The 25,652-nt window shown below is 45.8% G+C and carries 30 protein-coding genes; 24 read left to right on the forward strand and 6 right to left on the reverse strand.

Going from position 1 to position 25,652, the window contains the following annotated elements; translation table 11 throughout:
* Nucleotides 1–237 precede the first annotated feature (237 nt).
* The 4 genes from MTR82_RS02825 (at nucleotide 238) to MTR82_RS02840 (ending at nucleotide 3,248) form a co-directional block, all read left to right on the forward strand.
* A complete protein-coding gene (locus MTR82_RS02825; RefSeq protein ID WP_246807623.1) occupies nucleotides 238–789 on the forward strand; it encodes a sigma-70 family RNA polymerase sigma factor in 552 nt (183 codons plus the stop codon).
* On the forward strand, nucleotides 776–1,726 hold the full coding sequence (locus MTR82_RS02830; RefSeq protein ID WP_246807624.1) for a DUF4871 domain-containing protein: 951 nt from the start codon (nucleotides 776–778) through the stop codon (nucleotides 1,724–1,726). Before MTR82_RS02825 ends, MTR82_RS02830 begins: the two co-directional genes overlap by 14 nt.
* 211 nt (nucleotides 1,727–1,937) lie before the next feature.
* Complete coding sequence (locus MTR82_RS02835) at nucleotides 1,938–2,480, forward strand: NADPH-dependent FMN reductase (RefSeq protein ID WP_246807625.1); 543 nt, start codon at nucleotides 1,938–1,940, stop codon at nucleotides 2,478–2,480.
* A 144-nt stretch (nucleotides 2,481–2,624) separates the two neighbouring features.
* Nucleotides 2,625–3,248: a flavodoxin family protein gene (locus MTR82_RS02840; protein ID WP_052651571.1), complete on the forward strand. Its 624-nt coding sequence runs from the start codon at nucleotides 2,625–2,627 to the stop codon at nucleotides 3,246–3,248.
* A gap of 72 nt (nucleotides 3,249–3,320) precedes the next feature.
* Here MTR82_RS02840 and MTR82_RS02845 read toward each other — a convergent pair whose 3' ends face one another.
* From MTR82_RS02845 to MTR82_RS02860, 4 genes are all read right to left on the reverse strand, one after another.
* Entirely contained in the window at nucleotides 3,321–4,496 is a 1,176-nt protein-coding gene (locus MTR82_RS02845) for an MFS transporter (protein ID WP_246807626.1), read from the reverse strand.
* A 57-nt stretch (nucleotides 4,497–4,553) separates the two neighbouring features.
* Nucleotides 4,554–5,123: a TetR/AcrR family transcriptional regulator gene (locus tag MTR82_RS02850; RefSeq protein WP_234398998.1), complete on the reverse strand. Its 570-nt coding sequence runs from the start codon at nucleotides 5,121–5,123 to the stop codon at nucleotides 4,554–4,556.
* Nucleotides 5,124–5,275: 152 nt separating this feature from the next.
* Nucleotides 5,276–5,458 carry a hypothetical protein gene (locus tag MTR82_RS02855; protein ID WP_052651574.1) on the reverse strand — a complete coding sequence of 61 codons (183 nt, stop codon included), beginning with the start codon at nucleotides 5,456–5,458 and terminating at the stop codon, nucleotides 5,276–5,278.
* A 92-nt stretch (nucleotides 5,459–5,550) separates the two neighbouring features.
* Nucleotides 5,551–5,886 (reverse strand): hypothetical protein, encoded by a 336-nt coding sequence (locus MTR82_RS02860; RefSeq protein WP_246807627.1) that lies wholly within the window; start codon nucleotides 5,884–5,886, stop codon nucleotides 5,551–5,553.
* Nucleotides 5,887–6,087: 201 nt separating this feature from the next.
* Between MTR82_RS02860 and MTR82_RS02865 the strand changes: the two genes are divergently transcribed.
* The 12 genes from MTR82_RS02865 to MTR82_RS02920 all read left to right on the forward strand — a co-directional run bounded on the left by MTR82_RS02865 (nucleotide 6,088) and on the right by MTR82_RS02920 (nucleotide 17,601).
* A complete protein-coding gene (locus MTR82_RS02865; RefSeq protein WP_246807628.1) occupies nucleotides 6,088–8,130 on the forward strand; it encodes a GAF domain-containing sensor histidine kinase in 2,043 nt (680 codons plus the stop codon).
* A 178-nt stretch (nucleotides 8,131–8,308) separates the two neighbouring features.
* Nucleotides 8,309–8,914: a lipoprotein BA_5634 family protein gene (locus MTR82_RS02870; RefSeq protein WP_246807629.1), complete on the forward strand. Its 606-nt coding sequence runs from the start codon at nucleotides 8,309–8,311 to the stop codon at nucleotides 8,912–8,914.
* A 104-nt stretch (nucleotides 8,915–9,018) separates the two neighbouring features.
* Nucleotides 9,019–9,702 carry a response regulator transcription factor gene (locus tag MTR82_RS02875; RefSeq protein WP_279576959.1) on the forward strand — a complete coding sequence of 228 codons (684 nt, stop codon included), beginning with the start codon at nucleotides 9,019–9,021 and terminating at the stop codon, nucleotides 9,700–9,702.
* Nucleotides 9,703–9,716: 14 nt separating this feature from the next.
* Nucleotides 9,717–10,739, forward strand: a complete 1,023-nt coding sequence (locus tag MTR82_RS02880; RefSeq protein WP_246807630.1) for a sensor histidine kinase — start codon at nucleotides 9,717–9,719, stop codon at nucleotides 10,737–10,739.
* A 101-nt stretch (nucleotides 10,740–10,840) separates the two neighbouring features.
* Entirely contained in the window at nucleotides 10,841–11,656 is an 816-nt protein-coding gene (locus MTR82_RS02885) for an ABC transporter ATP-binding protein (protein ID WP_246807631.1), read from the forward strand.
* A complete protein-coding gene (locus MTR82_RS02890) occupies nucleotides 11,643–13,556 on the forward strand; it encodes an FtsX-like permease family protein (RefSeq protein ID WP_246807632.1) in 1,914 nt (637 codons plus the stop codon). Before MTR82_RS02885 ends, MTR82_RS02890 begins: the two co-directional genes overlap by 14 nt.
* Nucleotides 13,557–13,768: 212 nt before the next feature.
* Nucleotides 13,769–14,752 (forward strand): ring-cleaving dioxygenase, encoded by a 984-nt coding sequence (locus tag MTR82_RS02895; RefSeq protein WP_246807633.1) that lies wholly within the window; start codon nucleotides 13,769–13,771, stop codon nucleotides 14,750–14,752.
* A gap of 14 nt (nucleotides 14,753–14,766) precedes the next feature.
* On the forward strand, nucleotides 14,767–15,360 hold the full coding sequence (locus MTR82_RS02900) for an NADPH-dependent FMN reductase (RefSeq protein WP_246807634.1): 594 nt from the start codon (nucleotides 14,767–14,769) through the stop codon (nucleotides 15,358–15,360).
* Nucleotides 15,361–15,504: 144 nt separating this feature from the next.
* A complete protein-coding gene (locus MTR82_RS02905; RefSeq protein ID WP_246807635.1) occupies nucleotides 15,505–15,966 on the forward strand; it encodes an NUDIX hydrolase in 462 nt (153 codons plus the stop codon).
* Nucleotides 15,967–16,010: 44 nt separating this feature from the next.
* A complete protein-coding gene (locus MTR82_RS02910) occupies nucleotides 16,011–16,682 on the forward strand; it encodes a Type 1 glutamine amidotransferase-like domain-containing protein (RefSeq protein ID WP_246807636.1) in 672 nt (223 codons plus the stop codon).
* Between the two features lie 182 nt (nucleotides 16,683–16,864).
* Entirely contained in the window at nucleotides 16,865–17,365 is a 501-nt protein-coding gene (locus MTR82_RS02915; RefSeq protein WP_246808548.1) for a hypothetical protein, read from the forward strand.
* Nucleotides 17,366–17,412: 47 nt separating this feature from the next.
* Nucleotides 17,413–17,601: a hypothetical protein gene (locus MTR82_RS02920; protein ID WP_246807637.1), complete on the forward strand. Its 189-nt coding sequence runs from the start codon at nucleotides 17,413–17,415 to the stop codon at nucleotides 17,599–17,601.
* A gap of 79 nt (nucleotides 17,602–17,680) precedes the next feature.
* Here the strand turns inward: MTR82_RS02920 and MTR82_RS02925 are convergent, their stop codons facing one another.
* Nucleotides 17,681–18,241 carry a cysteine hydrolase family protein gene (locus MTR82_RS02925; RefSeq protein WP_246807638.1) on the reverse strand — a complete coding sequence of 187 codons (561 nt, stop codon included), beginning with the start codon at nucleotides 18,239–18,241 and terminating at the stop codon, nucleotides 17,681–17,683.
* 183 nt (nucleotides 18,242–18,424) lie between these two features.
* On the opposite strand from MTR82_RS02925, the gene MTR82_RS02930 reads away from it, so the two are divergent.
* The 5 genes from MTR82_RS02930 to MTR82_RS02950 all read left to right on the forward strand — a co-directional run bounded on the left by MTR82_RS02930 (nucleotide 18,425) and on the right by MTR82_RS02950 (nucleotide 21,101).
* Nucleotides 18,425–18,718, forward strand: coding sequence for a DUF2087 domain-containing protein (locus MTR82_RS02930; RefSeq protein WP_246807639.1), 294 nt, complete (start codon nucleotides 18,425–18,427; stop codon nucleotides 18,716–18,718).
* Entirely contained in the window at nucleotides 18,693–19,175 is a 483-nt protein-coding gene (locus MTR82_RS02935) for a hypothetical protein (RefSeq protein WP_246807640.1), read from the forward strand. The genes MTR82_RS02930 and MTR82_RS02935 overlap by 26 nt, the downstream gene beginning before the upstream one ends.
* Nucleotides 19,176–19,308: 133 nt before the next feature.
* Complete coding sequence (locus MTR82_RS02940) at nucleotides 19,309–19,746, forward strand: GNAT family N-acetyltransferase (RefSeq protein ID WP_246807641.1); 438 nt, start codon at nucleotides 19,309–19,311, stop codon at nucleotides 19,744–19,746.
* A gap of 51 nt (nucleotides 19,747–19,797) precedes the next feature.
* The gene (locus MTR82_RS02945) at nucleotides 19,798–20,334 is read left to right on the forward strand and encodes an NUDIX hydrolase (RefSeq protein ID WP_246807642.1); all 537 of its coding nucleotides are present in this window, start codon (nucleotides 19,798–19,800) and stop codon (nucleotides 20,332–20,334) included.
* Nucleotides 20,331–21,101, forward strand: a complete 771-nt coding sequence (locus MTR82_RS02950) for an SDR family oxidoreductase (protein WP_246807643.1) — start codon at nucleotides 20,331–20,333, stop codon at nucleotides 21,099–21,101. Before MTR82_RS02945 ends, MTR82_RS02950 begins: the two co-directional genes overlap by 4 nt.
* Before the next feature lie 45 nt (nucleotides 21,102–21,146).
* Here MTR82_RS02950 and MTR82_RS02955 read toward each other — a convergent pair whose 3' ends face one another.
* Nucleotides 21,147–21,878, reverse strand: coding sequence for a FadR/GntR family transcriptional regulator (locus MTR82_RS02955; protein ID WP_246807644.1), 732 nt, complete (start codon nucleotides 21,876–21,878; stop codon nucleotides 21,147–21,149).
* Nucleotides 21,879–22,055: 177 nt separating this feature from the next.
* Between MTR82_RS02955 and MTR82_RS02960 the strand changes: the two genes are divergently transcribed.
* From MTR82_RS02960 to MTR82_RS02970, 3 genes are all read left to right on the forward strand, one after another.
* Complete coding sequence (locus tag MTR82_RS02960) at nucleotides 22,056–23,459, forward strand: FAD-binding oxidoreductase (RefSeq protein WP_246807645.1); 1,404 nt, start codon at nucleotides 22,056–22,058, stop codon at nucleotides 23,457–23,459.
* The gene (locus tag MTR82_RS02965; RefSeq protein WP_246807646.1) at nucleotides 23,456–24,445 is read left to right on the forward strand and encodes a bile acid:sodium symporter family protein; all 990 of its coding nucleotides are present in this window, start codon (nucleotides 23,456–23,458) and stop codon (nucleotides 24,443–24,445) included. The genes MTR82_RS02960 and MTR82_RS02965 overlap by 4 nt, the downstream gene beginning before the upstream one ends.
* 117 nt (nucleotides 24,446–24,562) lie before the next feature.
* Complete coding sequence (locus tag MTR82_RS02970; RefSeq protein ID WP_246807647.1) at nucleotides 24,563–25,558, forward strand: macro domain-containing protein; 996 nt, start codon at nucleotides 24,563–24,565, stop codon at nucleotides 25,556–25,558.
* Nucleotides 25,559–25,652: the final 94 nt, after the last annotated feature.

Raw genomic sequence — 25,652 nt, forward strand, 5'->3', positions numbered from 1 at the left:
ATAAAAAGTATACCATACTGTAAAGAAACGGAAAATAGGAATTTCCTCGTTACTGTCGTTTAATCCAGCTGACTTCGTTTATATTAGAAAGAGCCCGGATTGCCTGAAGATTAGAATTCCTCTATTTCTTTAGGACGCCAGAAGAAAATAAAAGTTCGAGGAATTCTTAAAAAGAAACTTGTGAAACTATTTTTTTGAAACTTACGTCTATGGGGTGTTTAAAAAGGGAGTGATGGTGTGGCAAATGAATACATAGAATGGACTGCAAAAGAGCAGCTAAAAGAAGCCATGGACGAACACGGGGAATACTTGATCCGGCTCGCTTATTTATACGTGAAGGATTGGGCGGCAGCAGAAGACATCGTACAAGAAGTTTTCTTGGCGTATTACCAGAAAGCGGAGCAGTTTCAACAGCGCGCATCGCTAAAAACATATCTTTCCAAGATCGCCGTCAACAAATGCCATGATCATCTCCGGAGCTGGAAAAATCGGCGCTCCCTGTTTACAGAATCGATCGGCCAGTTGATTTCACGGAACAAAACGCCAGAAGAAGCGGTAGAACAGCTGTCTGGCCAAGCAGTGCTAATGAAAAAAGTTCTTGCGCTGCCTATCCATTACCGGGAAGCGATTCTTCTTTATTATTACCAGGAATTCACAACAAAAGAAATCAGCCAGGTGCTGGGCTGTTCTGAAAACACAGTAAAAACTCGGCTGCGAAGAGCAAAGAGCCTACTGAAAGAGAAGATTCATGCACAGGAATGGGAGGGGCTACTGGATGAACAAATTTAAACGGGAAATGGATAAGGTTATTGGAGAAAAACCCCGCTTTTCTGAGTCGATGAAAGATAAAATTCTTTTGAAGATGAACGATGAAACCAAGTCAACGAAACAATCACGGAATCGTTTCAACACTTTCAAAGTTTCTGCGCTATTTCTCATTTTGTTGGCATTTGTCGGATCTTTTCTCGCCTATGCTCTTGCCCAAAATGGAAGCGAGATGCAGCCGGCATCATCTGGACAAAGGATGGTCCCAATCACAAACTTTACAGACCAAAGTGAGAATTGGAAAGTGACCTATACACAAAAAGATCTTGGCGACGGCGTCCGCTCGGCGTTTATGTCGGTGGAATTTATCGGCGATGGGCAGCAGCCGGAAGAAATCAATTATGACTTCACTTATAAAAAGAACCTGGAGTCGTTCGGAGGATCCCTGCTCTTAAATGAAGGATTGAATGAAGCAACTGTTGATTTTGATGAATGTTTAAGATGCATCCTTTATAAAGGTACGGACGAAATTCCAGGAGAAATCGAGTGGGAGGGGCAAAAGGAGTTTATGCTTTTGAAAAAAACTACAGAGTCCAAATGGCATGAAAGTCCCCTATTTGATGCGAACGGCTATACAATGATTGGAGAAGAAGGGCGCGCCGGTTTCATTTACGGCGAGGCGGCTCATTTCATCGCAAACAGCCCGCAAAAATACATGTGGCATTTCTGGGGGAGCGACGTTGAACTTACCGGTACTTTCAAAGTACTCGGAAAGCACGAAAACAGCAGTGAAGAAATCATTGTTGTGCCAGAAGAGAAGTCCATTCCAAGCCCGAATAACGGGGCAGACCACCATATCCCGACGACTATGGAATTGCCTGAAGGAGGCATGTGGCAGTTAAAAGCGGTCTTCAATGAAAAAGTGATTGGCACCGTTTATGTGGAAGTGCACGACAAATAATTATCTTTTTAAGAGAAAGGCCGTAAGAAAAATTCTGACGGCCTTTCAATTTGTTTCTTATTGAAATATTATTTAAAGAGTTGCAGTTAAGCGATTGTGGTAGCCTGTGTCATTGGCACTTATGCTCTTTTTCATTTAAACTAGAAAATAGATTGATTTTTAGCACTAGAGTGATTTATTCGCTACTACAACATGAAAGAAGGTCATTTGGATGAAAGTTGCAGTTATTGTCGGAAGTGTCCGGAAAGAATCGTTCAACCGCAAATTAGCGGAATATGTGAAAAACCGCTACGCGGATCGTTTTGAAATTGAAATTTTGGATCTGAGCGTTCTGCCTTTATACAACCAGGACATTGAAAACGACATGCCGCCGGAAATTGTCGAGTTTAAGAACAAAGTTAAAGAAGCAGATTCCGTTCTTTGGGTGACGCCTGAATACAATTCCACCATTCCTGGCGTCTTAGGAAATGCCATCGACTGGCTATCCCGCGTGGATAAAGTCATGATCGGGAAACCTTCATGGATTATGGGCGCATCCATGGGCAATTTAGGGACCGTAAAAGCACAAATGCATTTACGCGATATTTTATTTGCAGCGGGCCTTCAATCACCGGTCTTAATCGGCAATGATGTCTACATCGGCGCTGTCCATACGAAAATGGATGCAGAAGGCAATCTTACCGATGAAGCAACGATTGCATATTTGGATATCGTTGTTGCCAATTTCGAAAAATGGATGGAAAAATTTCTGTGAAAAAATTCAGTAAAAAACCGCTGCGTCCATTTAAAAGACACAGCATTTTTTTAAGGTACATGGATAGGCTGTTTTGTTTTCGCGGACTAGGGAACACCTGATAATAGAAGCAAAAATGAATTTCAATACGGAAGGATGAGAGGCATGCAGCCATTAAAAGCGCTATTCTTAAACTGTTCGCTGAAAAGTTCCGGAGAAACGTCCAACACGGAAGGGTTCATGAACGATGTCCAAGTGCATTACAATAGCCTCGGAGTGGAATCGGAAATCGTCCGTTTAGCCGACTACCGCATTGCATTTGGCGTGCAAGAAGATATGGGCGGGGACGATCAATGGCCGGAAATTCTGGAAAAGGTCAAAGAAACGGATATTCTAATTATCGGAACGCCGATTTGGCTTGGCGAGAAAAGTTCGCTCGCTACAGTGGCCATTGAGCGCCTTTACGGCAGCAGCAGTGTAACGAACGACAAAGGGCAAGCCATTTTCTACAATAAAGTCGGTGGGGCTGTCATCACCGGAAATGAAGACGGTGCGAAGCACTCAGCGGCCTCGATCCTTTACGGATTGTCGCATATCGGTTTTTTGATTCCGCCGAATGTGGACGCCTACTGGGTGGGAGAAGCGGGGCCGGGCCCTTCTTATATCGAAGCAGGCCGGAATAATGACTTTACAAAATCGGCGATCGAACGCTTGGCGTATAATACGTACCATTTAGCCGGCCTGTTGAAAAACAGCCCGATCCCAGCAGAAGGCAATACGCTGGAATAAATTAAAACAGTATAGAGGAAACATAAAAAAACCAGTGAGGAAATTGCAGCCTCACTGGTTTTTACGTTCAAATTAGATTTTAGCTTTTGTGCCAAGCGCTACTGGAGTCTTCCAGACGAACGCAAGCGCGATTCCAATGGCCAAAACGGCAGTGGCGAAATAGAAAGGATAGTTCAAATCGATGTCGAAAAGAATGCCGCCGATGATAGGCCCAATGATATTGCCGATGCTCGTGAACATGGAGTTCATGCCGCCGACAAATCCCTGTTCATTCCCGGCAATGCGGGAAAGGTACGTAGTAACTGCCGGACGCATCAAATCGAATCCGGTAAACACGGTCATGGTCACTAAAAGAATCGCCCAGTAGCTCGTCACATACGTTAAGACGAGCACGAGGGCAGTGGAGATGATTAAGCTATAACGGATTAAACTAATTTCACCAATCCACCGGGTCAAACGGTCAAACAGCCCAACTTGGACGATGACTCCGACAATGGCGCCTAGCGAAATGACAATGGCGATATCTTTGGCAGTAAAGCCGAATTTATGGTCCACGAATAAAGCGAACAGCGATTCAAATGAAGCAAGTCCAAAAGAGGAAATTAAAATGACCATGAATGCGATAAAATACATCGGTGCAAAGATTCTGCCGAATCCGCTTTTTTGAATCGGCTGATCGTCGTATTCATCATTTCGAGCCGGTTCTTTTAAGGTGATAAGCGACAGAATGGTCGCGAAAAGGCCAAATCCCGCTGCAAAGAAAAACGGAAGCCGGGTGCCGATTTCCGCTAGAAATCCGCCAATTCCCGGTCCGATGATAAATCCGGTGGAAATGGCTGCCGACATATAGCCCAATGCTTTCGGGCGTGTGTTGCTCGTTGTAATGTCAGCGATAAAAGCTGTGACAGCGGGCATGATGAATGCAGCACTGACGCCTCCTAGAATCCGTGAAACGAAAAGGACTTCTACATTTTCACCGATTCCGAAAAGAAGTTCGGATATGCTGAAAATAAGCAAGCCGATGATGATCATCGGTTTACGGCCGAATTTGTCCACCCATTTCCCCGCGATGGGCGACATAATCAACTGAGCGAGGGCAAATGCAGAAACCATATAGCCGACCACGGTCCCGGAAATATCCAATTCATTCATAATGGTAGGCGTTACCGGAATGACAAGGCCGATGCCTAAAAAGGCGATAAATAAGTTCAATAATAAAGTGGCTAAAACAAGTTTGTTGGTTTTCACATAGATTTCTCCTTTAGATGATTAAGCAAAGTTAATCCGTCCAGATTTGTTGATCCCTTAAAGCGAAAGGCCGCGCCAAAAAATGGGCCAAATGGCTTCAAGCCGCTTTTGGTATTGCTCCATTCCGCTGTATACAAGTTCCGTCATCGTTCCTTCGGCTATTGTGAGAAAAGCCAATGCCGCTTTGCTGTAATCTTCTTCGTACAGGACCCTTTCCTGGCGCTCCCGTTCCCGGAGCATCCGGGCAAGGTGGCGATGCATGTCCTCAAAAAAAGGATTGAATAGCTGGCCGACTTCTTTTTCCAGTTTCAGCGGGGGAAAATAAGCGGTCCGCAAGATAAACTTCATCTGGACATTTTCATCCGATTCTTTCGCAAACCAGTGGAAATAGCCGAACAAGGTCTTTTCCAGCGATTGATTGCGCGAAAGATTAAAGTAGGAAGCCAATTGCGTTTTTTGGGATTCCATTGAATCGTGTAAAGCGGATAGGAACAGATCGTCTTTGCTTTTATAGTGGGCATAGATAGAGGGTTTTTTAATCCCGACTTCTTCAGCGATTTTACTGAGCGAGGCTCCTTCATAGCCTTCTTCCGCAAAGTGCTTCATCGCTGTTTCAAGTAATAGCATTGCTTTCAATTTCTCACCTTCCTAACGGTCGTTAGGAAATAATCTCATAAAAGATGCGCGTTGTCAAACGGAGAGGGAATACGAAATAGGGCAAAATAAAAACGGATGGGGAAAGGCATGCTTTCCCCATCCGTTTGATTGTTGTCGCCTCATTAATTGCGCTGAATGTCACTCCAAGTATTGATCTCGTTCCAGGGAAGGTCAGAGAAGATGGATATCAAGTCGCTGCCTGTCCACTGCGCAACAGCGAGTATACTGCCGAAAAATAATAAAGCAGATGCGCCCACGATTAAATTCGCTTCCAGAGCGATTCGGAATTCACTTTTTTCGTTCATGTTATTGGCCCCTTATGCGCCTCGTTTCTTCTATTAAAAAGCAACGAGGCGACGTTGTTTTTTAATAGTTGAATTTGAAGGTGAAGAGGGCCTTAGGAGAGATAATTGGATTGGTGGTGGATCACGTGGATAAATCCTAAAAACACAGCGTTCCTAAAAAACGGAACTTCTGGTTTGCTGAAGGAGGTTTCAGCTCGAACTAAAAATGGCCTCGGCAGAACGGCTGCAGGCGTTTGCTTTTCCCATTTTTGGACAAGCATCAAGGTAGAGGGGCTGAGGGCGTCCACTTTTGTGACGATCTTCATTGAAGAAATAACCGGTTCTTCTTTAAACGGTTGGGAAGGCAGCTGGTTTGCTTCCTGAACCGGGTTTGCGAATAGGAAAAAACACAACAAAATCATTATTTCTGCGATGGCCACTTTTTTCATTTTCTCAACTCCTTTCGTTTCTAATCATATTCAATCAGGGTCTTGAAAAGCAAGATTAAAATATAGAAAAAGGAGTAAGTATAAAATAGGAATATATGGTAAGCTATTGGTATCTAATGAAATTTTTATGTACAAGGAGCCGAATGGACTATTTTTCCTTCTATTCCTTGATAGTTTCCTTTATAGAACGGAGTAATGACAATGGCAAAAGAGACGACCGGAAACTCTAAGATTTTTGAAATCACAAAAATCATCAATAAAAAACTTGAATTGAATGAAGTTTTGGATTATGTGACTTCTGCGATATCAGAAGAGATCATCCAATGCGATGCTGTTGGAATTTTCCTTCCGGTTGGCGATGGCACGTTCAGAGGCAGCGCAGGCAAGCCGGATTATATGAATGGCATGTCCATTTATTCATTGGTCATTGACCCGGAAACGGATCTTTTAGCCAAAGAATTAATTGAGGCCAAAAAAACCATTTATATCGAAGATGCCCTGCATGATCCCAGGCCGGACCCTAAAGTCTGTGAAGCGCTGCGGATCAAATCGTTATTAGCCTTGCCGATTATCTATAAAGAAGAAATGCTCGGAATGGTCCAGTTGTTTTACTTTAACCAGATTCAAATGGATGAATCCGAACTGCAAAGTGCAGAAGCTTACGTGAATATGGCGGCCATTGCCATCCAGAACGCAAAAAACTTGGAGCAAAAAGAAAAAGTGGTCAGCGAGAAACAGCTTTTATTGGATGCAAACCGGGAACTTTCAGCTTGTTCTTCCATCAAAGACTGCTTAACGATCAGTTTTTCCTACGTGCGAAAAATTTGGGGCAGCCGGAATGCCGCTTTGCACATCCGGGACGGCAGCACTTCAGAAATTGCAATTGCAAAAGTCAGCGAAAACTCCCTATGGCCAATGGAAGAATGGACTTCAAGCATGAATGAAAAAACGGGCCAAGTCTTTAGGCCGACATTGCATGAAGTGTTCCGCAACAAGGAGATGGCGATCATTCCGCTGGACGGCAAGCGCAGAGTCCTGTTATTCCCGATGATTTCCAGAGGGAAGGTGCTGGGCGTTTTAACCGTGGAATCCTTTTTCGAAAAAACGATTTCGCTGAACAATCCGGACATTCAGTTGGTCCAATCCATTTTGGATGCCACTGCCATCAATTTTGATAACCTTTGGCAGATGGAACAGCTGGAGGAACTCGTGGATGAACGGACGAAAGAATTGGCAAATGCCAATGAACGTGTGACCGATGTGATTGAAAGCATCACCGATGGCTTTTTCGCACTCAACAAAGAATGGAAGTTTATCTATATCAATAAGCATCAGCCGCTGCCAAAAGGAATGGAGCCGAGTGATATCCTCGGCCAATCGATTTGGGAGACATTTCCTGAATTGGCTGAGACGGCTATGTTCGAACAATTCCATAAGGCGATGTTTGACCGAGTGCCAGTCCATTTCGAGTTGTCTTCCCCATCCGGTGTTTTCTGGCAGGAAATGGTGGCTTATCCATACGATGAAGGAATTTGCTGCTTGTCCAAAAACATAACGGAAAAAAAGAACTTCGAGAAAGAATTGAAGCGCCTGGCCAACCTGGAGCTGATTGGCCATATGGCGGCTGGGATCAGCCATGAAATTCGCAATCCGATGACCACTGTCCGAGGCTTTCTGCAATTGTTGACGATGGAAGATTTGGGCGAGCACAAGAAATACTTTAAATTGATGATCGATGAACTCGACCGCGCCAATTCGATTATCACGAAATTCCTGGCCATGGGCAATATCAACAAATCCGATTTGAAAAAATCTGATTTGAACGCATTGATCTACGATGTGGCACCTTTGCTGGAAATTGATACGATCAACCAAAACAAATTGATCGATATCCAGACATCTCAGATTCCGGAGCTTTTCCTGAATCCGGATGAAATCAAGCAATTGCTGATCAATCTATGCCGTAATGGGTTGGAAGCGATGGAAGCCGGAAAGACCCTTTCCATTTCCACCTATATGAAAGAAGACGGCGACGTCGTGTTGGAAGTGCGGGATCAAGGAACGGGAATTGAAAAAGAGATTCTGGAAAAACTGGGAACGCCGTTCTACACGACAAAAGACAATGGCACAGGGCTTGGCCTTGGAGTCTCCTACGGAATCGCAGCAAGGCATAATGCAAAAATCGAGATCGAGACCAGTCCGGAAGGGACCGTATTCTACACACTGTTCAAACCGATGTTCTGAATTCATGGCTAGAGAGAAGCTGCTTCATAAAAGCAGCTTCTTTTTTCGTTCCTTGCAATATTGTAAGCATAGCGTCATCTAGAACGAACGAAACTTCTCGCGCAGCCTCTTATACTAAAGTTAATAAAGGACGAGCTTCTGAAAGACGCATGTTCTTAATTGAAAGGGGGAAATTCATATGAAGAAAATGACATTGATCGGTGCATCCGCTATTCTGGCAGGAACTTTGCTTTCAGGATGCGGATGGTTCGATAAAGCGAACGGCCTAATTGTATACGGGGATGAACCGAATATCGAAGAGGTATTGGAGCAAGAACAGGCGGCTATTGAAGATAAAAAAGAAGAAATCAACATGGTCAGCGACGATCAGTATCAAATTAAAATAGTGGAAGATAACGGCGAAAAAGTTATGGTGCTAAGTGAACAGACGGCGCAAGCTTTGGTTGATAAGGAATTGCTGAGAGAAGTAATCAGAGGAGACAAGACGGAAGCACTAAAAAGCGTGCCTGATTTAGCGAAAGGCGAAGCGGTGCTTTATGCAAAAGAGGAGCAGGAAAGGTTGACAATTGGCGGGCAGGAGTTGAAAGCGGAATACGGCAGCAACTCGATTATCGGTGATGGCAGGGCCTATGTGGATAAATTCCTGGTAGTGTACGATGCGGACTGGGAGGCAGTAGCCGGAGAAGAAAAAATAATGGCGGTTCTGGAATACGAAAAGGATCCAAGTGTTCGGATGATGCAATACGATGTAGAAGGCAATCAGTTAGTCCAAATCAAAGGTTGATCAACCAGGCCTTGCCCTTAACCGGGCGGGGCCTTTTGGCGTTGTCGTTGCTTGTCGATTCGGATTTCCAGTAGAATGTAAGAAAGAAAGGGCGTGTGTGGGTGATGGATATGAAAGTGTACATCGTAGAAGACGATCCGGCAATCTTTCAAGCGCTGAAAGAAGGGCTGCAAAAATGGGGGCTTGAAGCGGTCGGACCTGAAAGTTTCCAGGAAATTTTAACAGGGTTTATGGAACAGAAACCGCATCTGGTCATCATGGATATCCAGTTGCCGGTTTACGATGGATTCCATTGGTGCCGTGAAATCCGGTCGATTTCCAAAGTGCCGATCATCTTTCTTTCTTCGCGCGACCACCCGATGGATATGGTAATGGCGATGCAGATGGGGGCCGATGATTATGTGCAAAAGCCGTTCCATTCAGACGTCCTGATTGCCAAAATCCAAGCGACGCTGCGGCGCGTCTATTCCTACGGTGAAGAATCCTCCGATGTAAAAGAATGGAACGGCGCCGTCATCGATTTAAAACGCGGCCTGATTCGGCGAGATGAAAGGGAAGTCGAATTGACGAAAAACGAATTTTTCATTTTAAGTGTACTGGTCGATGCGAAAGATGAAATCGTTTCACGTGATGAATTGATCCGTAAATTGTGGGACGATGAACGGTTTGTCAACGACAATACGTTAACGGTGAATGTCACGAGGCTTCGGCAAAAACTTGCGGAACTCGATTTAGGCGACGCCATTATCACGAAAAAAGGGCTTGGCTATGTGGCCGTCACTTTTTAGAAAAGAGGGATTCGATGTTCTTGCGTTTTTTGCGCGACCGGATGAGCTGGATCTTTTTCATCATTTTTGTATTGGGTGCCATTGACTTGTTGCTGTGGCTGGATCCTGGGATTGATGTTGCGGCATCCTCCATTTTATATATGAACGCTTTAGTGATCGTTTCTCTTGTTTGCTTTATCCTTTGGCGCTACTTCAAAGAAACCGCTTATGTAAAAGAACTGGCTTCTATGGATGAAACGAACGGCATGGCTTGGGTCGAAGCTCTGCCGGATGCTGGATTTAAACAAGAAGAAATCATCAATGACCTGTTAATCGAAAAGGGAATGCAATTCGCAGGACAGCTTGAGGAAGTTCGGAAAAACAGCATGATTCAAGTCGATTATACAGCGGCTTGGGTGCATGAAGCGAAAGCGCCGCTGACGGCCATGAAACTGATCATTGATTCGAATCGGGACATGCCGGCTGCAAGTCGAATTGAAGCGGAATGGCTGCGGATCTATTTACTGATCGACCAGCAATTATACATAAGCCGGCTGCCGACACTCGAAAGCGATTATGCTTTGGAAGAAGTAGAATTAAAAGAACTGGTTTCAGCCGAAATCCGTGAATTGATGTCCTGGTGTTTAGAGAAGAACGTGGAAGTCGAAATGGATGGGCTGGAACAGAGCGTGATAACGGACAGAAAGTGGAGCCGTTTTGCCCTGCGGCAAATTCTTTCAAATGCCGTTAAGTACAGCCCGGACAGCGGAACGATCGCCATTTCCGTGCGAACCGCAGAATCAGGGCATACAGTGTTAATAGTGAAAGATCAAGGGCCGGGCATTGCTCCGCACGATTTGCCGAGAATTTTCGATAAAGGTTTTACAGGCTCGAACGGCCGAATCCAGAATGCAGCAACGGGCCTCGGCTTGTATCTGGCGAAGATGGTGGCAGAGAAAATCGGCATCCAGTTGAACGCCAAATCCGAATTGGCAAAAGGAACAACGATGGAATTGGCCTTTTCCATGGAAAACGAATTCGATCATATCCGTAAGTGACGGCATTGTCACATTGAGCTTCCTGTTTGTCATGTAAATCAAACGACCGGGTGCAAAGCACACGGTACGATAGGGATATAAGAAAACAGGGAGGCAAAACTATGTTTACAAAAATAAAAGAGGCGATTAAAACCAATAAGAAACCAGATTCGCACTCCGTTCTCCAAGCCGACAATATAGGAAAATCATTCGGCTCTAAAGGGAATGTCCAGCAAGTTTTAAAAGGCATCGACCTGCGTGTGGAAAAAGGGGAATTCGTCGGCATCATGGGCCCTTCCGGCGCCGGCAAGACGACTTTGCTGAATGTGCTCGCCACGATTGACCGGCCGACTGAAGGGACGATCACGATCAGCGGATCGGATATATCGAAAATGAAAGACGCACAGTTGTCGGCGTTCCGACGCGACCGTCTCGGATTCATTTTCCAGGACTACAACCTGCTGGACACGCTGACGGTGAAAGAAAATATTTTGCTTCCGGTATCGCTCGGCAAGATGCGAAAGAAAATAGCGGAAGCGGAATTCCGCTCGATCGCTGACATTCTGGGAATCACGGAACTTGCAAACAAATATCCGCATGAAATTTCAGGAGGGCAAAAGCAGCGGAATTCCGCTGCGCGGGCGCTCATCAATCAGCCATCGATGGTTTTTGCGGACGAACCGACCGGAGCGCTTGATTCAAAAGCCGCTTCTTCTCTGCTCGGCAACCTGGCCGACGTCAATGAAAAGCGCGAAGTGACCATCATGATGGTCACACATGACCCGCTTGCTTCCAGTTATTGCAGCCGCGTGGTTTTCCTGAAAGACGGCCAAATTTATTCCGAACTGTACAAAGGCGCTAAAACAAGACAGGCGTTTTTCCAGGAAATCCTGAACGTTCAAGCTGTGCTCGGGGGTGACAGCATTGACGCTCTTTGATTTGGCCATCCGCAGCATGCGGAAAAACGTCAAGCATTATTACCTTTACTTCTTTGCACTTATCCTGAGCGTGGTTCTGTATTTTGTGTTTGCCACGCTGCAATATGATCAAGCCATAGTGGAACAAGGAAACAAGATGATCAGCACGGCGTTTCTCGCTGCCGGGATTTTGCTGGTCTTTATCGCCGGAATTTTCATCATTTATGCAAATTCGATTTTTTTGAAGAGAAGAAGCCGGGAAATTGGGCTCTATCAATTGATCGGCTTGAAAAAAAGCACAATTGCCCGTTTATTGGTGGTTGAAAATACTTTGTTGGGAATCGGGGCTTTACTTGTCGGCATTTTAATTGGAATGCTCGTATCCCGTGTTTTCCTCCTGCTCTTGCTGAAATTGGTTGGATTTGAGACCGCCATCAGTGTTTCTTTCTCCATGAAGGCAGTGCTGCAGACGATTGCCGTGTTTATTGGAATTTTTGCTTTAACGACAATCCAAATGATCCGGATGGTTTACCGCAACACGCTGCTGTCCTTATTTAACAAAGAAAAAGTCGGGGAACATCCAAAAAAACCGAAAACGGCTGCCGCCGCTATTCTCGCAGCTGCTGGCGTACTATTCATCGTATTTGGCTACTGGCTTTCTGAAAGAATGTTCGATACGAATTTCTTTTTGAACATTTTCGGTGTGATGGTTTCAACCGTTGCTGGCACGTATCTGATCTTCCGGGTGACGCTCAGCTGGCTTTTGTACAAAATCAGAAGCCGAAAAGAAGGGCATCTTGGGCTGGCCAACAGTTTATCAATTGCGCCTTTGATGCACCGTTTAAAAGGCAACGCCAATTCCCTGACGATCATCACCGTCTTGTCGGCCATGACGTTGTCGATGATTGCAGGTGCTTACTCGTTCTATTATTCAACGGAACAAGAAGCCCTGGCCAAAATGCCATTCGACTTCATCTTTGAAGACGAGGAAGTTTTTGCGGCAGAAATAAGTGCGGAAATGAAAGAGGAAGGCATTGAATTCCAGCATGGCACAATGGAAATTCTCGTAACAGGCGGCCAATTGGAAGCAGGCGCTTTGGCGGTTCCAAGTGATCCCCTGTACATTGCCGTTGTGAGCGATGAAGAGCTGCGAAACGCTGGAATCGACATCGAAGCGCCTGGAACTGCCAGCGCAAGCCTGCATTCTACGTCATCCCTTTCCATGTTCATGGACGACGAACGCTTGCCGGCGGACCTTTACTTTGATGATTTAGAAGAACCGATTGAAATTGCTGCATTCGGGGAAGGGAACGTCATCAACTGGGAGACTTTCTATACCCAAGTGGTGGTGAACCCAACGAAGTATGAACAACTAAAGGAAGAGTTGCAAGCCAGCGGCTCGGTTGAAATCCGCCGAATCGATGGATTCCATATATTAAATGAACAAGACTTGGAAGCGGCATCCTCGATTTATCACCAGCCGAAATATTATGGGGCCAATCCGCGCCAAGATTATTATTCAACGGTTCAAGACGGAATGCAGTCGAACGGACTGATGATTTTCATCGCTGGATTCCTGGGGCTCGTGTTCCTGGTTTCTACCGGAAGCATCCTGTATTTCAAGCAAATGAACGAAGCGGAACAAGAAAAGCAAAGCTATTTGACGCTGCGCCAGCTTGGATTTTCGGTGAATGAGATTATGAATGGCATAATCCGCAAGCAGCTGTTTGTTTTTGGGTTGCCGCTCGCAATCAGTTTGATTCATTCGATTTTTGCCCTGAAAGCATTATCTTACTTTTTCCAGTCGAGCATACTGGTTTCAGCGATAACTGTCATGATTTTATTTGCTGCCATTTATTTGCTTTTTGCCTTATTGACGGTAGGGTATTACCGGAAAACCGTGAAAATGGCTTTGAGATAACCAAGCGATCGAGCCGAAAAGAGCATCCGCGAGTGGATGCTCTTTTTAATTGAAGGCAAAGAAAAAACTTTATGCTTGACCAGTTCAAAATGCCATGATATGATTATCTCGAATTAAAGATAATTTATGGATAAGCCATTTTGCCACGGTTTTATTTTTTTAACTATATATCTCGAATTCGAGATAATTATTGATTAGAGGAGAGATTTGCTATGAACGAATTAAAAGGGATCCACCACGTAACGGCTATTACAAGCAGTGCTGAAAAAAACTACGAGTTTTTCACCTATGTACTTGGAATGCGCCTAGTTAAGAAAACCGTCAACCAGGACGATATCCAAACATACCATCTATTCTTTGCAGACGATAAAGGGTCGGCAGGAACCGATATGACGTTCTTCGATTTCCCGGGCATCCCGAAAGGAACGCACGGCACGAATGAAATTTACAAAACGGCTTTCCGGGTGCCGACTGACGCTGCACTGGAATACTGGGTGAAGCGTTTTGATAAATATGAAGTGAAACATAAAGGCATCAAAGAAGTGTTCGGCAAAAAGACGTTATCCTTCGTGGATTTTGACGACCAGCAATACATGCTGGTATCTGATGAAGGAAATGTGGGCGTCGCTTCCGGAACCCCTTGGCAGAATGGGCCGGTTCCTTTGGAATATGCCATTACAGGGCTGGGCCCGATCCACGTCCGCATTGCAGAATTCGATTACTTCAAAGAAGTGCTGGAAAAAGCGATGTTGATGCGCGAAATCGCAAAAGAAGGATCGCTTCATTTATTTGAAGTCGGCGAAGGCGGGAATGGTGCACAAGTGATTGTTGAGCACAATACGTTATTGCCGCGCGGCCAGCAAGGCTTTGGCACGGTGCACCATGCCGCATTCCGGGTAGCGGATACGAATGTCTTGAAAGAGTGGATTGACCGGATGCAGCAGCTAGGATTCAGTACTTCCGGCTACGTGGACCGCTTCTTCTTCGAATCGCTTTATGCCCGGGTAGCGCAAGGAATTCTCTTTGAATGGGCTACAGACGGCCCTGGATTCATGGGAGACGAACCATACGAAACAGTCGGCGAGAAATTATCATTGCCGCCGTTTTTAGAGCCGAAGCGTGAACAGATCGAAGCAATGGTTCGCCCAATCGATACGGTGCGCAGCACGAAAACGATCGAAAAAGAGTATCTGTAAGGAGAATCATTTAAATGAGCTTTTTATCAAAACTATTTGGAAACAAACAACAGGAGGAAATAGAAATGACGAAGTTAAACATCGGCATCATCTTAGGATCAACACGCGAAGGGCGCTTAAGCCCGCAAGTAGGGAATTGGGTGAAAGAACTGGCGGATCAACGCAATGATGCGAACTATACCATCATTGATATCGCAGATTACAAACTGCCCTTGCTAGGTGAAAACGGCGGGGACGCATCAGGCGCAGCCGCTTGGTCAGAAGCAATTTCAGCCCAGGACGGATTTGTCTTTGTCGTGCAAGAATACAACCACTCGATCACAGGTTCACTTAAAAACGCATTGGATTATCTGCGCCTTGAGTGGAACAACAAAGCAGCCGGCATCGTATCCTACGGTTCCGTAGGCGGTGCACGCGCAGCTGAACACCTTCGCGGTATCCTGGGCGAATTATTGGTAGCGGACGTCCGCGTCCATCCGGCTCTTTCGTTGTTCACTGATTTCGTGAACGGCGCTGAGTTCAAACCTGCACCTGTGCAAGCAGCCTCGGTAAACCAAATGCTCGACCAAGTCATTCCTTGGTCGACCGCTTTGAAAACGATCCGTTAAAATTTGAAAAGCTGTTCCGCCTGGCCACATGTTGTGGCAGATGGGACAGCTTTTTTTGGATTCGTAGACAATGTGCTTTTCATTCAAATACATGGAAGGAAGGCTTTGGTACAAGATACAATTTTTTTCTCATAGGAGGCTAACATGAATTACATCCAAGAAATGAGGAAGGTAATCGGCACGAAGATGCTTATGACTGTCGGCTGCGGGATCATAATTGAAAGAAATGGCCAGATTTTGCTGCAGCACCGGAAAGACGATGATGTCTGGGGGATTCCTGGAGGAGTGATGGAACCTGGAGAAACTTTCGAGGAGACAGCGGTGCGTGAAACCCTCGAGGAAACCGGTTTGAAAGTCGAAGATTTAAAGCTGTTCGGCCTTTATTCTGGCGAAGAAGGTTTTGCTGAATACGCAAATGGAGATCAAGTTTTCAGTGTCCAAATTATTTTCCATGCAACGGATTTTGCAGGGGAGTTGATCCAAGATGCAGAAGAAAGCAAGGAACACCGTTTCTTCTCGCCGGATCAGTTTCCGCATTTGAATCCCCACCAAGCCAGATTTATCTTGGACTGGGTCCATCAACCGAATCTGCCTATCCTAAAATAATTCCGTCTAAGACGATAGTGAATGGCGTGAAAGGAGAGGGAATCATGAAGTATATGCTCACATCAGCCGGCATCACAAATAAAAGCATTGAGGATGCATTGGTCAAATCGCTCGGAAAACCCGTATCAGAATGTTCGGCGCTTTGCATACCGACGGCCATGTACGGGCATCCGTGGGTCGGCCCCGGTATAAAGACTTGGGAATTTATCAGCGGCAATTCGGAAAACCCGATGGTGAATTTTGGCTGGAAATCCGTCGGAATATTGGAACTTACGGCTCTCCCGAGTATTCCACGGGAACGATGGTTGCCGCTGATCGAAAAAACGGACGTCTTTCTTGTCTCAGGAGGGGACGCACTCTATTTGGCGCATTGGATGCGCGAATCCGGACTTGCGCAATTGCTGCCAGAGTTAGAGGCCGTTTATGTCGGCATGAGTGCCGGCAGTATGGCGCTGGCTCCGCGGATTGGCGAAGATTTTATGGGCTGGATGCCGCCCAGTGGAAAAGATGAAGGCATTAGCCTCATCGGCTTCTCGATTTTTCCGCATCTGGAAAACGAATCGCTTCCGGAAAACACGTTGGATCATGCAGCAAAATGGGCATCGAAAATCCAGGGGCCGTCTTATGCCATCGACGATCAAACGGCGATTAAAGTGACCGATGGAAAAGTGGAAGTGATTTCAGAAGGGCTATGGAAATCCTTTTCGACCGGCTGATTCATTCACTGACTAAGGTGAACGATAGAGAAGAGGTGCTTAAGTTTAAGCGCCTTTTTTATTTATTGGATTTTTTAGAAATTAGTGGATTAAATGATCTTAAATGGTAAAATTATCTATAAGATCTCGAATAATTCAATTAAAGAGTTGAGCCAGTATAAAAGGGGGAGAACGCATTGGGGATGATACTGGAAATAATGCTGGTTCTGCTGATGATTTCAACGGGGCTATTTATTCATGAGCTAGGGCATGCTGTTGCTACAGTTATGCAAAATAAGAAAGCTACAGCCGAAATATATTTGGGGTCTTCAAGTAAAGAAAAGAAGCTGAAAATCAAACTTGGCCGGATTACATGCTACCTGACATTGGCTCTGTATGGATTCTGCATTCAACCTAACTGGCGAGAAGTCCCGCTTTCGGCAGTTCGTCCGCGAACGATCTTTTTATTGGGCGGGCCGCTCCTTTCACTTGTAGGGGCTGCCTTATTTTATGCAGCTGCCATTTTTTCTTCGGGTGTGCCCGAGAGCATTTTTGTCAATCTTGCAGGCATTTGCTTCTTTTTGTTTGCGAGCCCATTGCTTCCATTTACATATCCGCGATTTCTAGGCGGTGGCCGAAGTGACGGCCTGCAGCTTTTGAATTTGATTAAAGAGAACCGGAAGCAACGCAATGCCGTATTGTAAATTAAAATGAATTTCTAATATAAAAAAACCAGCAAGGAGTCAGGGAGATGGAAAATTTAATATTAGCAGGGATTTATTTAAACCCAATTTTAGCCATCGTGTTCTGCCTGAATTTAGTCGCTATCATCAAAAAAGTCATTAAAGAAAAACACCCAGACACCTCAACAAATACGTTCTGGATGACAATACCAGCGGTCTATATCATCTTCAGCATTTCGTGGATGATTCTCCTCTGACTGCGTCGTTTATACGGGCGGGTTTCATAAAATAGGAACAAAAAAGGAAGCTTGCATGGAACAAGCTTCCTTTTTCTGATCAATGGACCGATCCATCTTGTGTTAAGAACTCATCAGTCGTTATTATTTTTGCATACGATTGGAGTGCGCTGACAAATGCAGTATGCACATGTTCGGCCCGCACCCTTTTGTCTTGATAAGTGAGCTCACGTGTTGCACATGCATCTTCGATTAGTGTGGTTTCATAGCCTAAATCAGCTGCAGCGCGCACAGTGGCATCGATGCACATATGGGTCATCATGCCGGCCACGATAAGCTTAGTAATTCCTTTATCCTTTAACTGGCTTTCCAAGTCTGTCCGGAGGAAGCTGTTCGGTGCATGTTTTTCCACAATGGGTTCGTTTTCCTGTGGCTGGACCGTTGGATGAATTTCAGCGCCTTCTGTATCCGGGAGGAAGAAACCGGCTGCCGGGTTGGCAGCGATGTGCTGAACATGGAAAATGGTGTCCTTCTGATTTTTTCGAAACCAATCCAAAACTTTTGCTGCATTCTCGGCTGCCTTTTCCGGATTGTGAAGCGCCATCTTGCCCGTTGGAAAATAATCATTTTGAATATCAATTAGGATCAATGCTGTGCCCATTTTTTCACCTCATCGTTAATTTTCCGTGCCTCTTCATCATATAGAGAATCCTGTCAGATAACGAGGATAGCAAACCGCATCCGAGAATATTTTGATGGGAGGGCCGTATCAACTTATCGGAATTTTTGTTATACTTTTGGAATAAATGACACGATTGGACATTTTCTGTTAAGGAGCCTAAAAATGAATCTTGCTGCTGGAATTTCCGCTGAAGAAAAAGAAAAGATTTTAGCAAACTATTTCAAAGGTGATTTTACAAACCGCATTGAAGTGTTTCCGAGCAAGGAGAAAAAAAAGCTGATTCTTTTAGAATCCATTGCCTCAAGGTTCGATCCGGATCGAACTTACACGGAACTCCAAATGAACGAAATTTTGGAAAAGGTTTATCATGACTATGTTTCAATCCGCCGATATTTGATCGAATACGGTTTCGTTAATCGGAGCAAAGACGGTGCTTCTTATTGGAAAAAAGAATAAGAGCGATAAAAAATCCGCAAATTTAGAACGGGGAAGTGATGAAATGATCGACCGCACCATTTACTGCACCATTATCCATCCATTTGTAAACAATACCGTGGCTCTGGCTTCTTCTGCCCCAAATTCTCACGCTTTAAGACAGGACGAAATACGGCTTATGTGCCTATTATCCCAGTATGTATTTGAAACCAAAAGGATGGCGGTCAGTTCCAAGCTGCTGCAGGAAGTCAAAACCTTGCTGGAACAAGTGACGCACAAAGAACAATTGCTTGAACTGGCTGAAAAGCTTCCGCACGAATACAGCAATTTGAAAGAGTTGTGGAGAAGCTCACTGATTTTTAAGGAAACTGAAGGCAGCAAAGAAACGATCGACCAAAAGATCATGTCAATCATTACCGGCTCCATCATTACGATCAATCAATTCTTCGGCAAGTACGAAAAATCATTGTTGGTTTGACCGATTATGGTTTGATCCTGTAAAAGAAAACCTTCGGAATGCCGGCTCATTGCGAGCCAGTACCGAAGGTTTTATCGCTTTTACGGGGAGTAAAATGGCATACCAGAAAAACTGTTACAACAGGAGGACGAATATGAAGATAAGCGAACCAAATGAAGGATTGATGGAAACGATTCTCTCGTTGTCTCCACAGGCCATATTCGACGGTACCCTGGGAGAAGCCAGGCCAACCATTGAAAAAATTCGGCAGCTTATTCAGTCGCTGCTGGATAAGGGGTGCTTTTATTTAGCTGCTACAGAAGGAGATCAGCTGTTGGGGTGGGTACTATTAGGCATCGGTAAAGACCAATTCACTGATGAAAAGAATGTGTTTATTTATGAATTATTTGTGTTGAAGGAATTTCGAGGCAACGGGTATGCCAAAGTTTTAATGGATGCAGCAATTAGCCATTTTCAGAAAGAAGGCTATGCGGAAGTTCGACTAAGCGCAAAAGCTGAGAATTTTGCTGTGAAATTATATGAAAATCTCGGATTCCAAACGAGAACGATTTCCATGAGCTTGAAGCTTTAGAAGATGCCATTAACCAATATAAAAGAAAGCCATAGAAAAGAGGAGATCCGAATGGAAGTCTGGGATTTGGTAGATGAGAACAAAAGACCGATAAACAAATTACATACAAGAGGAGAATCCCAGCAGCCGGGTGAATACCATGTGGTAGTGGAGATTTTAACAGTGAATGCGGATGGCCGGATTCTCTTGACGCAAAGAGATGCGGAAAAAACGTATCCGCTCCTTTGGGAAACGACGGGAGGCTCCGTGACTGCAGGTGAATCGAGTCTACAAGGGGCTGTGCGTGAACTGGCAGAAGAGACGGGCCTCGTGGCGGAAGAAAAAGAGCTGGAGTTTCTGGGGGAAATTCGCTATCCTAATTATTTTCTGGATAGCTACATCTGGAAAAGAACGGCTCCGATCCAGCCGGAAGACCTCGTCTTGCAGCCGGGGGAAGTTTGCGATGCGAAACTCGTCACTCTGTCGGAATTTGAAGATATGGTCCAGCAAGGACTAATTGTCTCAAGGATATGGGATCGGTTCCAATTGAACCGGAGCCGGATCATGCCTTTTTTGAATTCCGAAAAGCCGAATGGGGTGGTTGAATGAAACTCGCTGGAAAATTGGCGGTAGTGACCGGTGCGAGCCGGCTGGATGGCATCGGAGCGGCCATCTGCCTGGAACTGGCCCAAAACGGCTGCGACTTATTTTTTAGTTACTGGACGGCTTATGACCGGGAAATGCCATGGGGAGTGGAGGTTAACGAGCCGGAAGCATTGCTTTTCAAACTCAGGAAATTTGGTGTAAAAGCAGAAACAATGGAATTGGATCTGTCTCAAAAAGAAGCGCCGGCTCTGTTGATGGAGACGGTTATCCGCAAAATGGGACTGCCGGATATTTTGGTCAACAATGCCGCTTATTCCACTAGCGGTCCGTTTACCGAGTTGACGGCAGATATTTGGGACCGCCACTACGAAGTCAATGTCCGCGGAACGGCGCTTCTTTGCAGTGAATTCGCCAAGGCGTTTAAGAAAGGTACAGGAGGCCGCATCATCAACTTGAGTTCGGGGCAGTTCCAAGGAGCGATGCCGGGTGAACTAGCTTATGCCGCAACCAAAGGGGCGGTTGAAGCGATGACCATCACGCTGGCAGCGGAAGCCGCGCCGCTTGGCATAACGGTAAATGCCATCAATCCGGGCCCGACGGACACTGGCTGGATGGACGATCGCTTGAAAGTATACTTGCAGGAGCGGTTTCCGTTTGGCCGAATCGGCAAGCCGGAAGATGCGGCAAAATTGATCCAGTTTTTGGCTGGACCGGATGCCGATTGGATCACGGGGCAAATCATCCATTCCGAAGGCGGATTTATGCGGTAGATGAAAACGAAACGCCTGCTGATCTTTTCAGCAGGCGTTTTTGTTTTACCCCACGTTGTCCGGTTGGGCTGGCAATGGAAAATCCGGCAGATCAAGTTCGTCCAAAATGCGGGTGATGTGTTTTTCCATCCGTTCTTTTGCTAGCGCGGAATTCCGGATGGAGATGGCTTCGAATAATTCGGCGTGTTCCACATAAGTATCTTCATATCGGTCCACATCCATAAACCGATGGGTGCGGGTTGCCCGGATGGAATCTTCCATTTTTTCCGCTAATGACTGAACAAGATGGATCAATAAGGGATTATGCGATGCCTCCACAATGCGCTGGTGGAAATGCAAATCCGCTTTGATTCCTTTTTCCGCATCGTATAAGGCATTCCTCATCTCATCAAGTGCTTGTTTGATGTTCGCTAAATCAGCAGGAACAGCTCGAACCGCTGCGAGGGAAATCGCTTCGATTTCGAGTGCGCGCCGAAGTTCGAGCATGTCCTGGACAAGATGGCTTTCTGCTTCAACGATGGAATCGGAAAGCAAACGGCTCACTTTCTGAACTTCGCTCGTGTTGATGTAGCTGCCGCCGCCTTGCCGAATCACAATGGCTCCAGCCAATTCCAACTGCTGCAGCGCTTCTCGGACAGAAGAGCGGCTAACACCGAAGCGGCCAGCGAGTTCACGCTCCGACGGCAGTCTGGAGCCAGGATGCAAATCTCCATTCAAAAAGAATTCTTCGATTTTTCCCGCAATAATTTGCGATGTCTTTTTCTTTCCAGAAACCATTCATTTCGCTCCTCCTGATAAACCATTAGTTCTTTCACCTTATCAACTACCGAAAAAATAATCAATAAATTAAAATAATCATTGAAAAATTCAGATTAATCGGTATAATAAATTTTATTGGTCGGACCAATTGAAAAATGTCTTTATATTGATAGTTAAATGAGGGGATGAACGGCAATGAAGCTGCAGGAAATTGAACGAGCCGTTGAGGCTTTACAAACGAAGTTGAGCACAGACCAGATTACTTTGAATGAAACGGTGCGGGAATTGCACGGCAGGGACGAATCATATCACGCCCAAAAACTGCCGGATATCGTGGTATTTCCTGCGACGACGGAAGATGTCGTGAACATCATGGAAATTTCAAAGAGTTTGCACGTTCCTATTATTCCATTTGGGCTTGGTTCGAGCTTGGAAGGGCATGTGATACCGGACAACGGCGGCATTACAATCGATTTCTCTCAGATGAATCAGGTGCTCGAAGTGATGGAACATGATTTTTTGGTCAAAGTTCAGCCAGGCGTTACCCGTACGCAATTGAATAAAGAATTAAAGAAATATGGACTGTTCTTCCCGGTCGATCCAGGAGCGGATGCGACACTCGGCGGAATGGCGGCGACCAATGCGAGCGGAACGACTTCCGTCAAATACGGGGTCATGCGCGACCAGGTCCGTGATCTCGAGGTGGTGCTTGCTGACGGGACGGTAATCCATACGGGCAACAAAGCGGCGAAGTCGTCATCCGGCCTTCATTTGAATGGATTATTCACGGGGTCAGAAGGGACGCTCGGCTGCTTTACAGAATTGACGTTGAAAGTCTACGGCATCCCCGAGCATGTATCGGCAGCACGTGCTTCTTTTCCAAGCGTTAAAGATGCGGTCGAAGCAGTTGTCTCGATTTTGCAGGCGGGCATCCCGATTGCGAGAGTGGAACTGGTGGATGAAGTCTCAATCCGCCAAGTGAATCTTTTCAGCGAAACGGATTATGCAGAAAAACCGACCTTATTTCTTGAATTTCACGGCAATGAAGCCGGGCTGAAGCAAGACATCGCCTTTATGAACGAAATTGTTGAAGGGCATAATTGCGAAAGCATCGAGTTTGAAACCGATAATGCTGGGCGCAACCGGTTGTGGGAAGCGCGCCATAATTTAGCTTATGCCTTTATCCATGGAAATCCAGGCAAGAAAATGATGGTGACAGATGTCTGTCTGCCGATTTCGGAACTGGCAGGCGCTGTCGCCGATGCCCGTGAGAAAGTATTCGCCTTAGGCATGGTCGGCGGCATTGTCGGACACGTTGGGGATGGCAACTTCCATGTCTTGCTGATGATGGACATGAATGACCCCGAAGAAGTGGCTAAAGCCCAGTTGCTGAATGAGCAGATTGTTCTTTATGCACTCGAACGGGGAGGCACTTGCACCGGTGAACACGGCGTTGGAATCGGCAAGCAGAAATACCAGCAGCAAGAACACGGGGCTGCACTGCTCGTCATGGAACGAATTAAACAGGCGCTGGATCCTGACAACCGGTTAAATCCAAATAAATTGATCAAGCGAGAAACGAGAGGAGCGGTCCAATGAAAGTTTTAGAATCCATCAGCAATTTTGCCGGCAAATATTTCGCCTTCTGGGTCATCCTGATTGCACTTATCGCCTTTTTACTTCCCGATCCATTTCTTCCGCTCGGCGCATACATCACCATTTTGCTGGGAATTGTCATGTTTGGAATGGGGCTGACATTGAAGCCCGTTGATTTTAAAATTGTTTTGACCCGGCCGCTTCCCGTTATCATTGGCGTTGCTGCCCAATTTATCATCATGCCGCTTGCAGCTTTTGCCATCGCGAAAGTATTGAATCTTCCGCCGGAACTTGCGGCCGGGCTCGTGCTCCTTGGCTGTGTTCCCGGAGGAACCGCGTCAAACGTCATGGTGTATTTAGCAAAAGGAAATCTCGCCTTGTCGGTTGCCATGACTTCTCTTTCTACATTAATGGCACCGATCATGACGCCGCTGCTGCTGCTGCTTCTCGCTGGCCAGTGGCTTCCGGTTGATCCGGTTTCAATGTTCATGTCCATTATTCAAGTGATCATTGTTCCGATTGCTTTAGGCTTCATGGTCCAGCGCTTCTTGCCGAAATTTGTGGAAAAAAGCATCACCATCGTACCGCTGATCTCGGTATTGGCGATTTTGATCATTGTTTCAGCAGTCACTGCAGCAAATGCCGGAAACGTCATCAGTTCAGGCGCGATCGTCTTTTTCGCAGTCTTTCTTCATAATGGCTTCGGGCTGCTCCTTGGCTATTTGACGGCTTTTGCACTGGGGTTAAATGAAAACGACCGCCGCGCGATTTCAATTGAAGTCGGCATGCAAAATTCCGGCCTCGGCGTGGCTTTGGCGACCGCACACTTTAGTCCATTGGCTGCCTTGCCAAGCGTTTGGGGTGCAATCTGGCACAACATTTCCGGTCCGATTCTTGCGACAATCTGGTCGAAAAAACCGGCTGTTGCTGCTGAAAGGGAACCGGCGCAAAACCTTCATGCTACACCAAAAGCAAATCTTGAAAAATAACCATCAGAAGCTTATCTTGAAAACGGCCATGGCCGGATTTTGAGATAAGCTTTTTTATTAGGCTTGCTGCTTTTAAAAGTTGAGGGAATATATAATAGAAGAAAGGGGGACGATCAGATGCCGTTAGAAATTGTAAGAAATGACATTACTAAAATGCAGGTGGATGCCATTGTCAATGCCGCGAATAGAGAACTCCAGATGGGCGGCGGCGTATGCGGCGCGATATTCCATGCAGCAGGTGCCGAAAAGCTGCAGCAAGCCTGCAACGAAATCGGCTATTGCCCGGTCGGGGAAGCGGTCAGTACAGAAGCCTTCAAATTGGATGCCAAGTACATTATCCACACAGTAGGGCCGATTTGGCATGGAGGAAAGCACAAGGAAGAAGAACGTCTCCGGTCGTGCTATGCAAATTCGCTTCGGCTCGCCCATTCCTTAACCTGTGATTCGATCGCTTTTCCGCTAATCTCTTCCGGCATTTACGGATACCCAAAAGAACAGGCATTGCAAGTCGCCATTTCGGAAATCCATCGTTTCTTAATGGAGCCGGAACATGAAATGCTCGTGTACCTGGTCGTCTTTGACCAAGCGTCATTCGGCTTTAGCGAAAAATTATCCCAATCCATCGGCAATTACCTCGATGAACACTATGTCCATCAGCAAGAGCTGAAATATGCTCGGAACCATCGGATTTCAGAAGAAGTGTTCCATTCAACCAAAGAACGGGCAGTGGGCCGGCAATCCATCAATGGCCTGGAAGAAGCCTTGAGCCGGATTGAAGGAACTTTTTCGGACAGGCTCCTTCAATTTATCGACGAAAAAGGGATGACCGATACAGCGGTTTATAAAAAAGCGAATATCGACCGGAGATTGTTTTCGAAGATCCGGAATTCACCGGACTATACGCCGCTCAAAAAAACCGTATTCGCGTTTGCGATTGCGCTGGAACTGGACCTGGAAGAAACAGCGGAATTGCTGCGAACCGCAGGCTACGCTTTTTCCCATAGCCAAAAATTCGATGTCATCATCGAATATTTCATTACCCACCAAATCTATGATATCTTCGAAATCAACGAAGCCCTCTTTGCTTTTGAGCAGAAGCTGCTCGGAGCTTGAATGTCGCTTTTGAAGCGACCGATTGTACCCGCCAATTGATTATCCTTGGAGTATCACAAACGCCTGTACCATACAGGACACCCAAGGAGGAAAT

It is taken from the genome of Planococcus ruber (assembly GCF_022819085.1).
Taxonomy (GTDB): domain Bacteria; phylum Bacillota; class Bacilli; order Bacillales_A; family Planococcaceae; genus Planococcus; species Planococcus ruber.

What these genes read in the sequence shown, in the direction of transcription:
- MTR82_RS02830 (WP_246807624.1), top strand. Translation starts at nt 776, where the DNA reads ATGAACAAATTTAAACGGGAAATGGATAAGGTTATTGGAGAAAAACCC.
- MTR82_RS02835 (WP_246807625.1), top strand. Translation starts at nt 1,938, where the DNA reads ATGAAAGTTGCAGTTATTGTCGGAAGTGTCCGGAAAGAATCGTTCAAC.
- MTR82_RS02840 (WP_052651571.1), top strand. Translation starts at nt 2,625, where the DNA reads ATGCAGCCATTAAAAGCGCTATTCTTAAACTGTTCGCTGAAAAGTTCC.
- MTR82_RS02850 (WP_234398998.1), bottom strand. Translation starts at nt 5,123, where the DNA reads ATGCTATTACTTGAAACAGCGATGAAGCACTTTGCGGAAGAAGGCTAT.
- MTR82_RS02855 (WP_052651574.1), bottom strand. Translation starts at nt 5,458, where the DNA reads ATGAACGAAAAAAGTGAATTCCGAATCGCTCTGGAAGCGAATTTAATC.
- MTR82_RS02860 (WP_246807627.1), bottom strand. Translation starts at nt 5,886, where the DNA reads ATGAAAAAAGTGGCCATCGCAGAAATAATGATTTTGTTGTGTTTTTTC.
- MTR82_RS02865 (WP_246807628.1), top strand. Translation starts at nt 6,088, where the DNA reads ATGGCAAAAGAGACGACCGGAAACTCTAAGATTTTTGAAATCACAAAA.
- MTR82_RS02870 (WP_246807629.1), top strand. Translation starts at nt 8,309, where the DNA reads ATGAAGAAAATGACATTGATCGGTGCATCCGCTATTCTGGCAGGAACT.
- MTR82_RS02875 (WP_279576959.1), top strand. Translation starts at nt 9,019, where the DNA reads ATGGATATGAAAGTGTACATCGTAGAAGACGATCCGGCAATCTTTCAA.
- MTR82_RS02880 (WP_246807630.1), top strand. Translation starts at nt 9,717, where the DNA reads ATGTTCTTGCGTTTTTTGCGCGACCGGATGAGCTGGATCTTTTTCATC.
- MTR82_RS02885 (WP_246807631.1), top strand. Translation starts at nt 10,841, where the DNA reads ATGTTTACAAAAATAAAAGAGGCGATTAAAACCAATAAGAAACCAGAT.
- MTR82_RS02895 (WP_246807633.1), top strand. Translation starts at nt 13,769, where the DNA reads ATGAACGAATTAAAAGGGATCCACCACGTAACGGCTATTACAAGCAGT.
- MTR82_RS02900 (WP_246807634.1), top strand. Translation starts at nt 14,767, where the DNA reads ATGAGCTTTTTATCAAAACTATTTGGAAACAAACAACAGGAGGAAATA.
- MTR82_RS02905 (WP_246807635.1), top strand. Translation starts at nt 15,505, where the DNA reads ATGAATTACATCCAAGAAATGAGGAAGGTAATCGGCACGAAGATGCTT.
- MTR82_RS02910 (WP_246807636.1), top strand. Translation starts at nt 16,011, where the DNA reads ATGAAGTATATGCTCACATCAGCCGGCATCACAAATAAAAGCATTGAG.
- MTR82_RS02915 (WP_246808548.1), top strand. Translation starts at nt 16,865, where the DNA reads ATGATACTGGAAATAATGCTGGTTCTGCTGATGATTTCAACGGGGCTA.
- MTR82_RS02920 (WP_246807637.1), top strand. Translation starts at nt 17,413, where the DNA reads ATGGAAAATTTAATATTAGCAGGGATTTATTTAAACCCAATTTTAGCC.
- MTR82_RS02925 (WP_246807638.1), bottom strand. Translation starts at nt 18,241, where the DNA reads ATGGGCACAGCATTGATCCTAATTGATATTCAAAATGATTATTTTCCA.
- MTR82_RS02930 (WP_246807639.1), top strand. Translation starts at nt 18,425, where the DNA reads ATGAATCTTGCTGCTGGAATTTCCGCTGAAGAAAAAGAAAAGATTTTA.
- MTR82_RS02940 (WP_246807641.1), top strand. Translation starts at nt 19,309, where the DNA reads ATGAAGATAAGCGAACCAAATGAAGGATTGATGGAAACGATTCTCTCG.
- MTR82_RS02945 (WP_246807642.1), top strand. Translation starts at nt 19,798, where the DNA reads ATGGAAGTCTGGGATTTGGTAGATGAGAACAAAAGACCGATAAACAAA.
- MTR82_RS02950 (WP_246807643.1), top strand. Translation starts at nt 20,331, where the DNA reads ATGAAACTCGCTGGAAAATTGGCGGTAGTGACCGGTGCGAGCCGGCTG.
- MTR82_RS02955 (WP_246807644.1), bottom strand. Translation starts at nt 21,878, where the DNA reads ATGGTTTCTGGAAAGAAAAAGACATCGCAAATTATTGCGGGAAAAATC.
- MTR82_RS02960 (WP_246807645.1), top strand. Translation starts at nt 22,056, where the DNA reads ATGAAGCTGCAGGAAATTGAACGAGCCGTTGAGGCTTTACAAACGAAG.
- MTR82_RS02965 (WP_246807646.1), top strand. Translation starts at nt 23,456, where the DNA reads ATGAAAGTTTTAGAATCCATCAGCAATTTTGCCGGCAAATATTTCGCC.
- MTR82_RS02970 (WP_246807647.1), top strand. Translation starts at nt 24,563, where the DNA reads ATGCCGTTAGAAATTGTAAGAAATGACATTACTAAAATGCAGGTGGAT.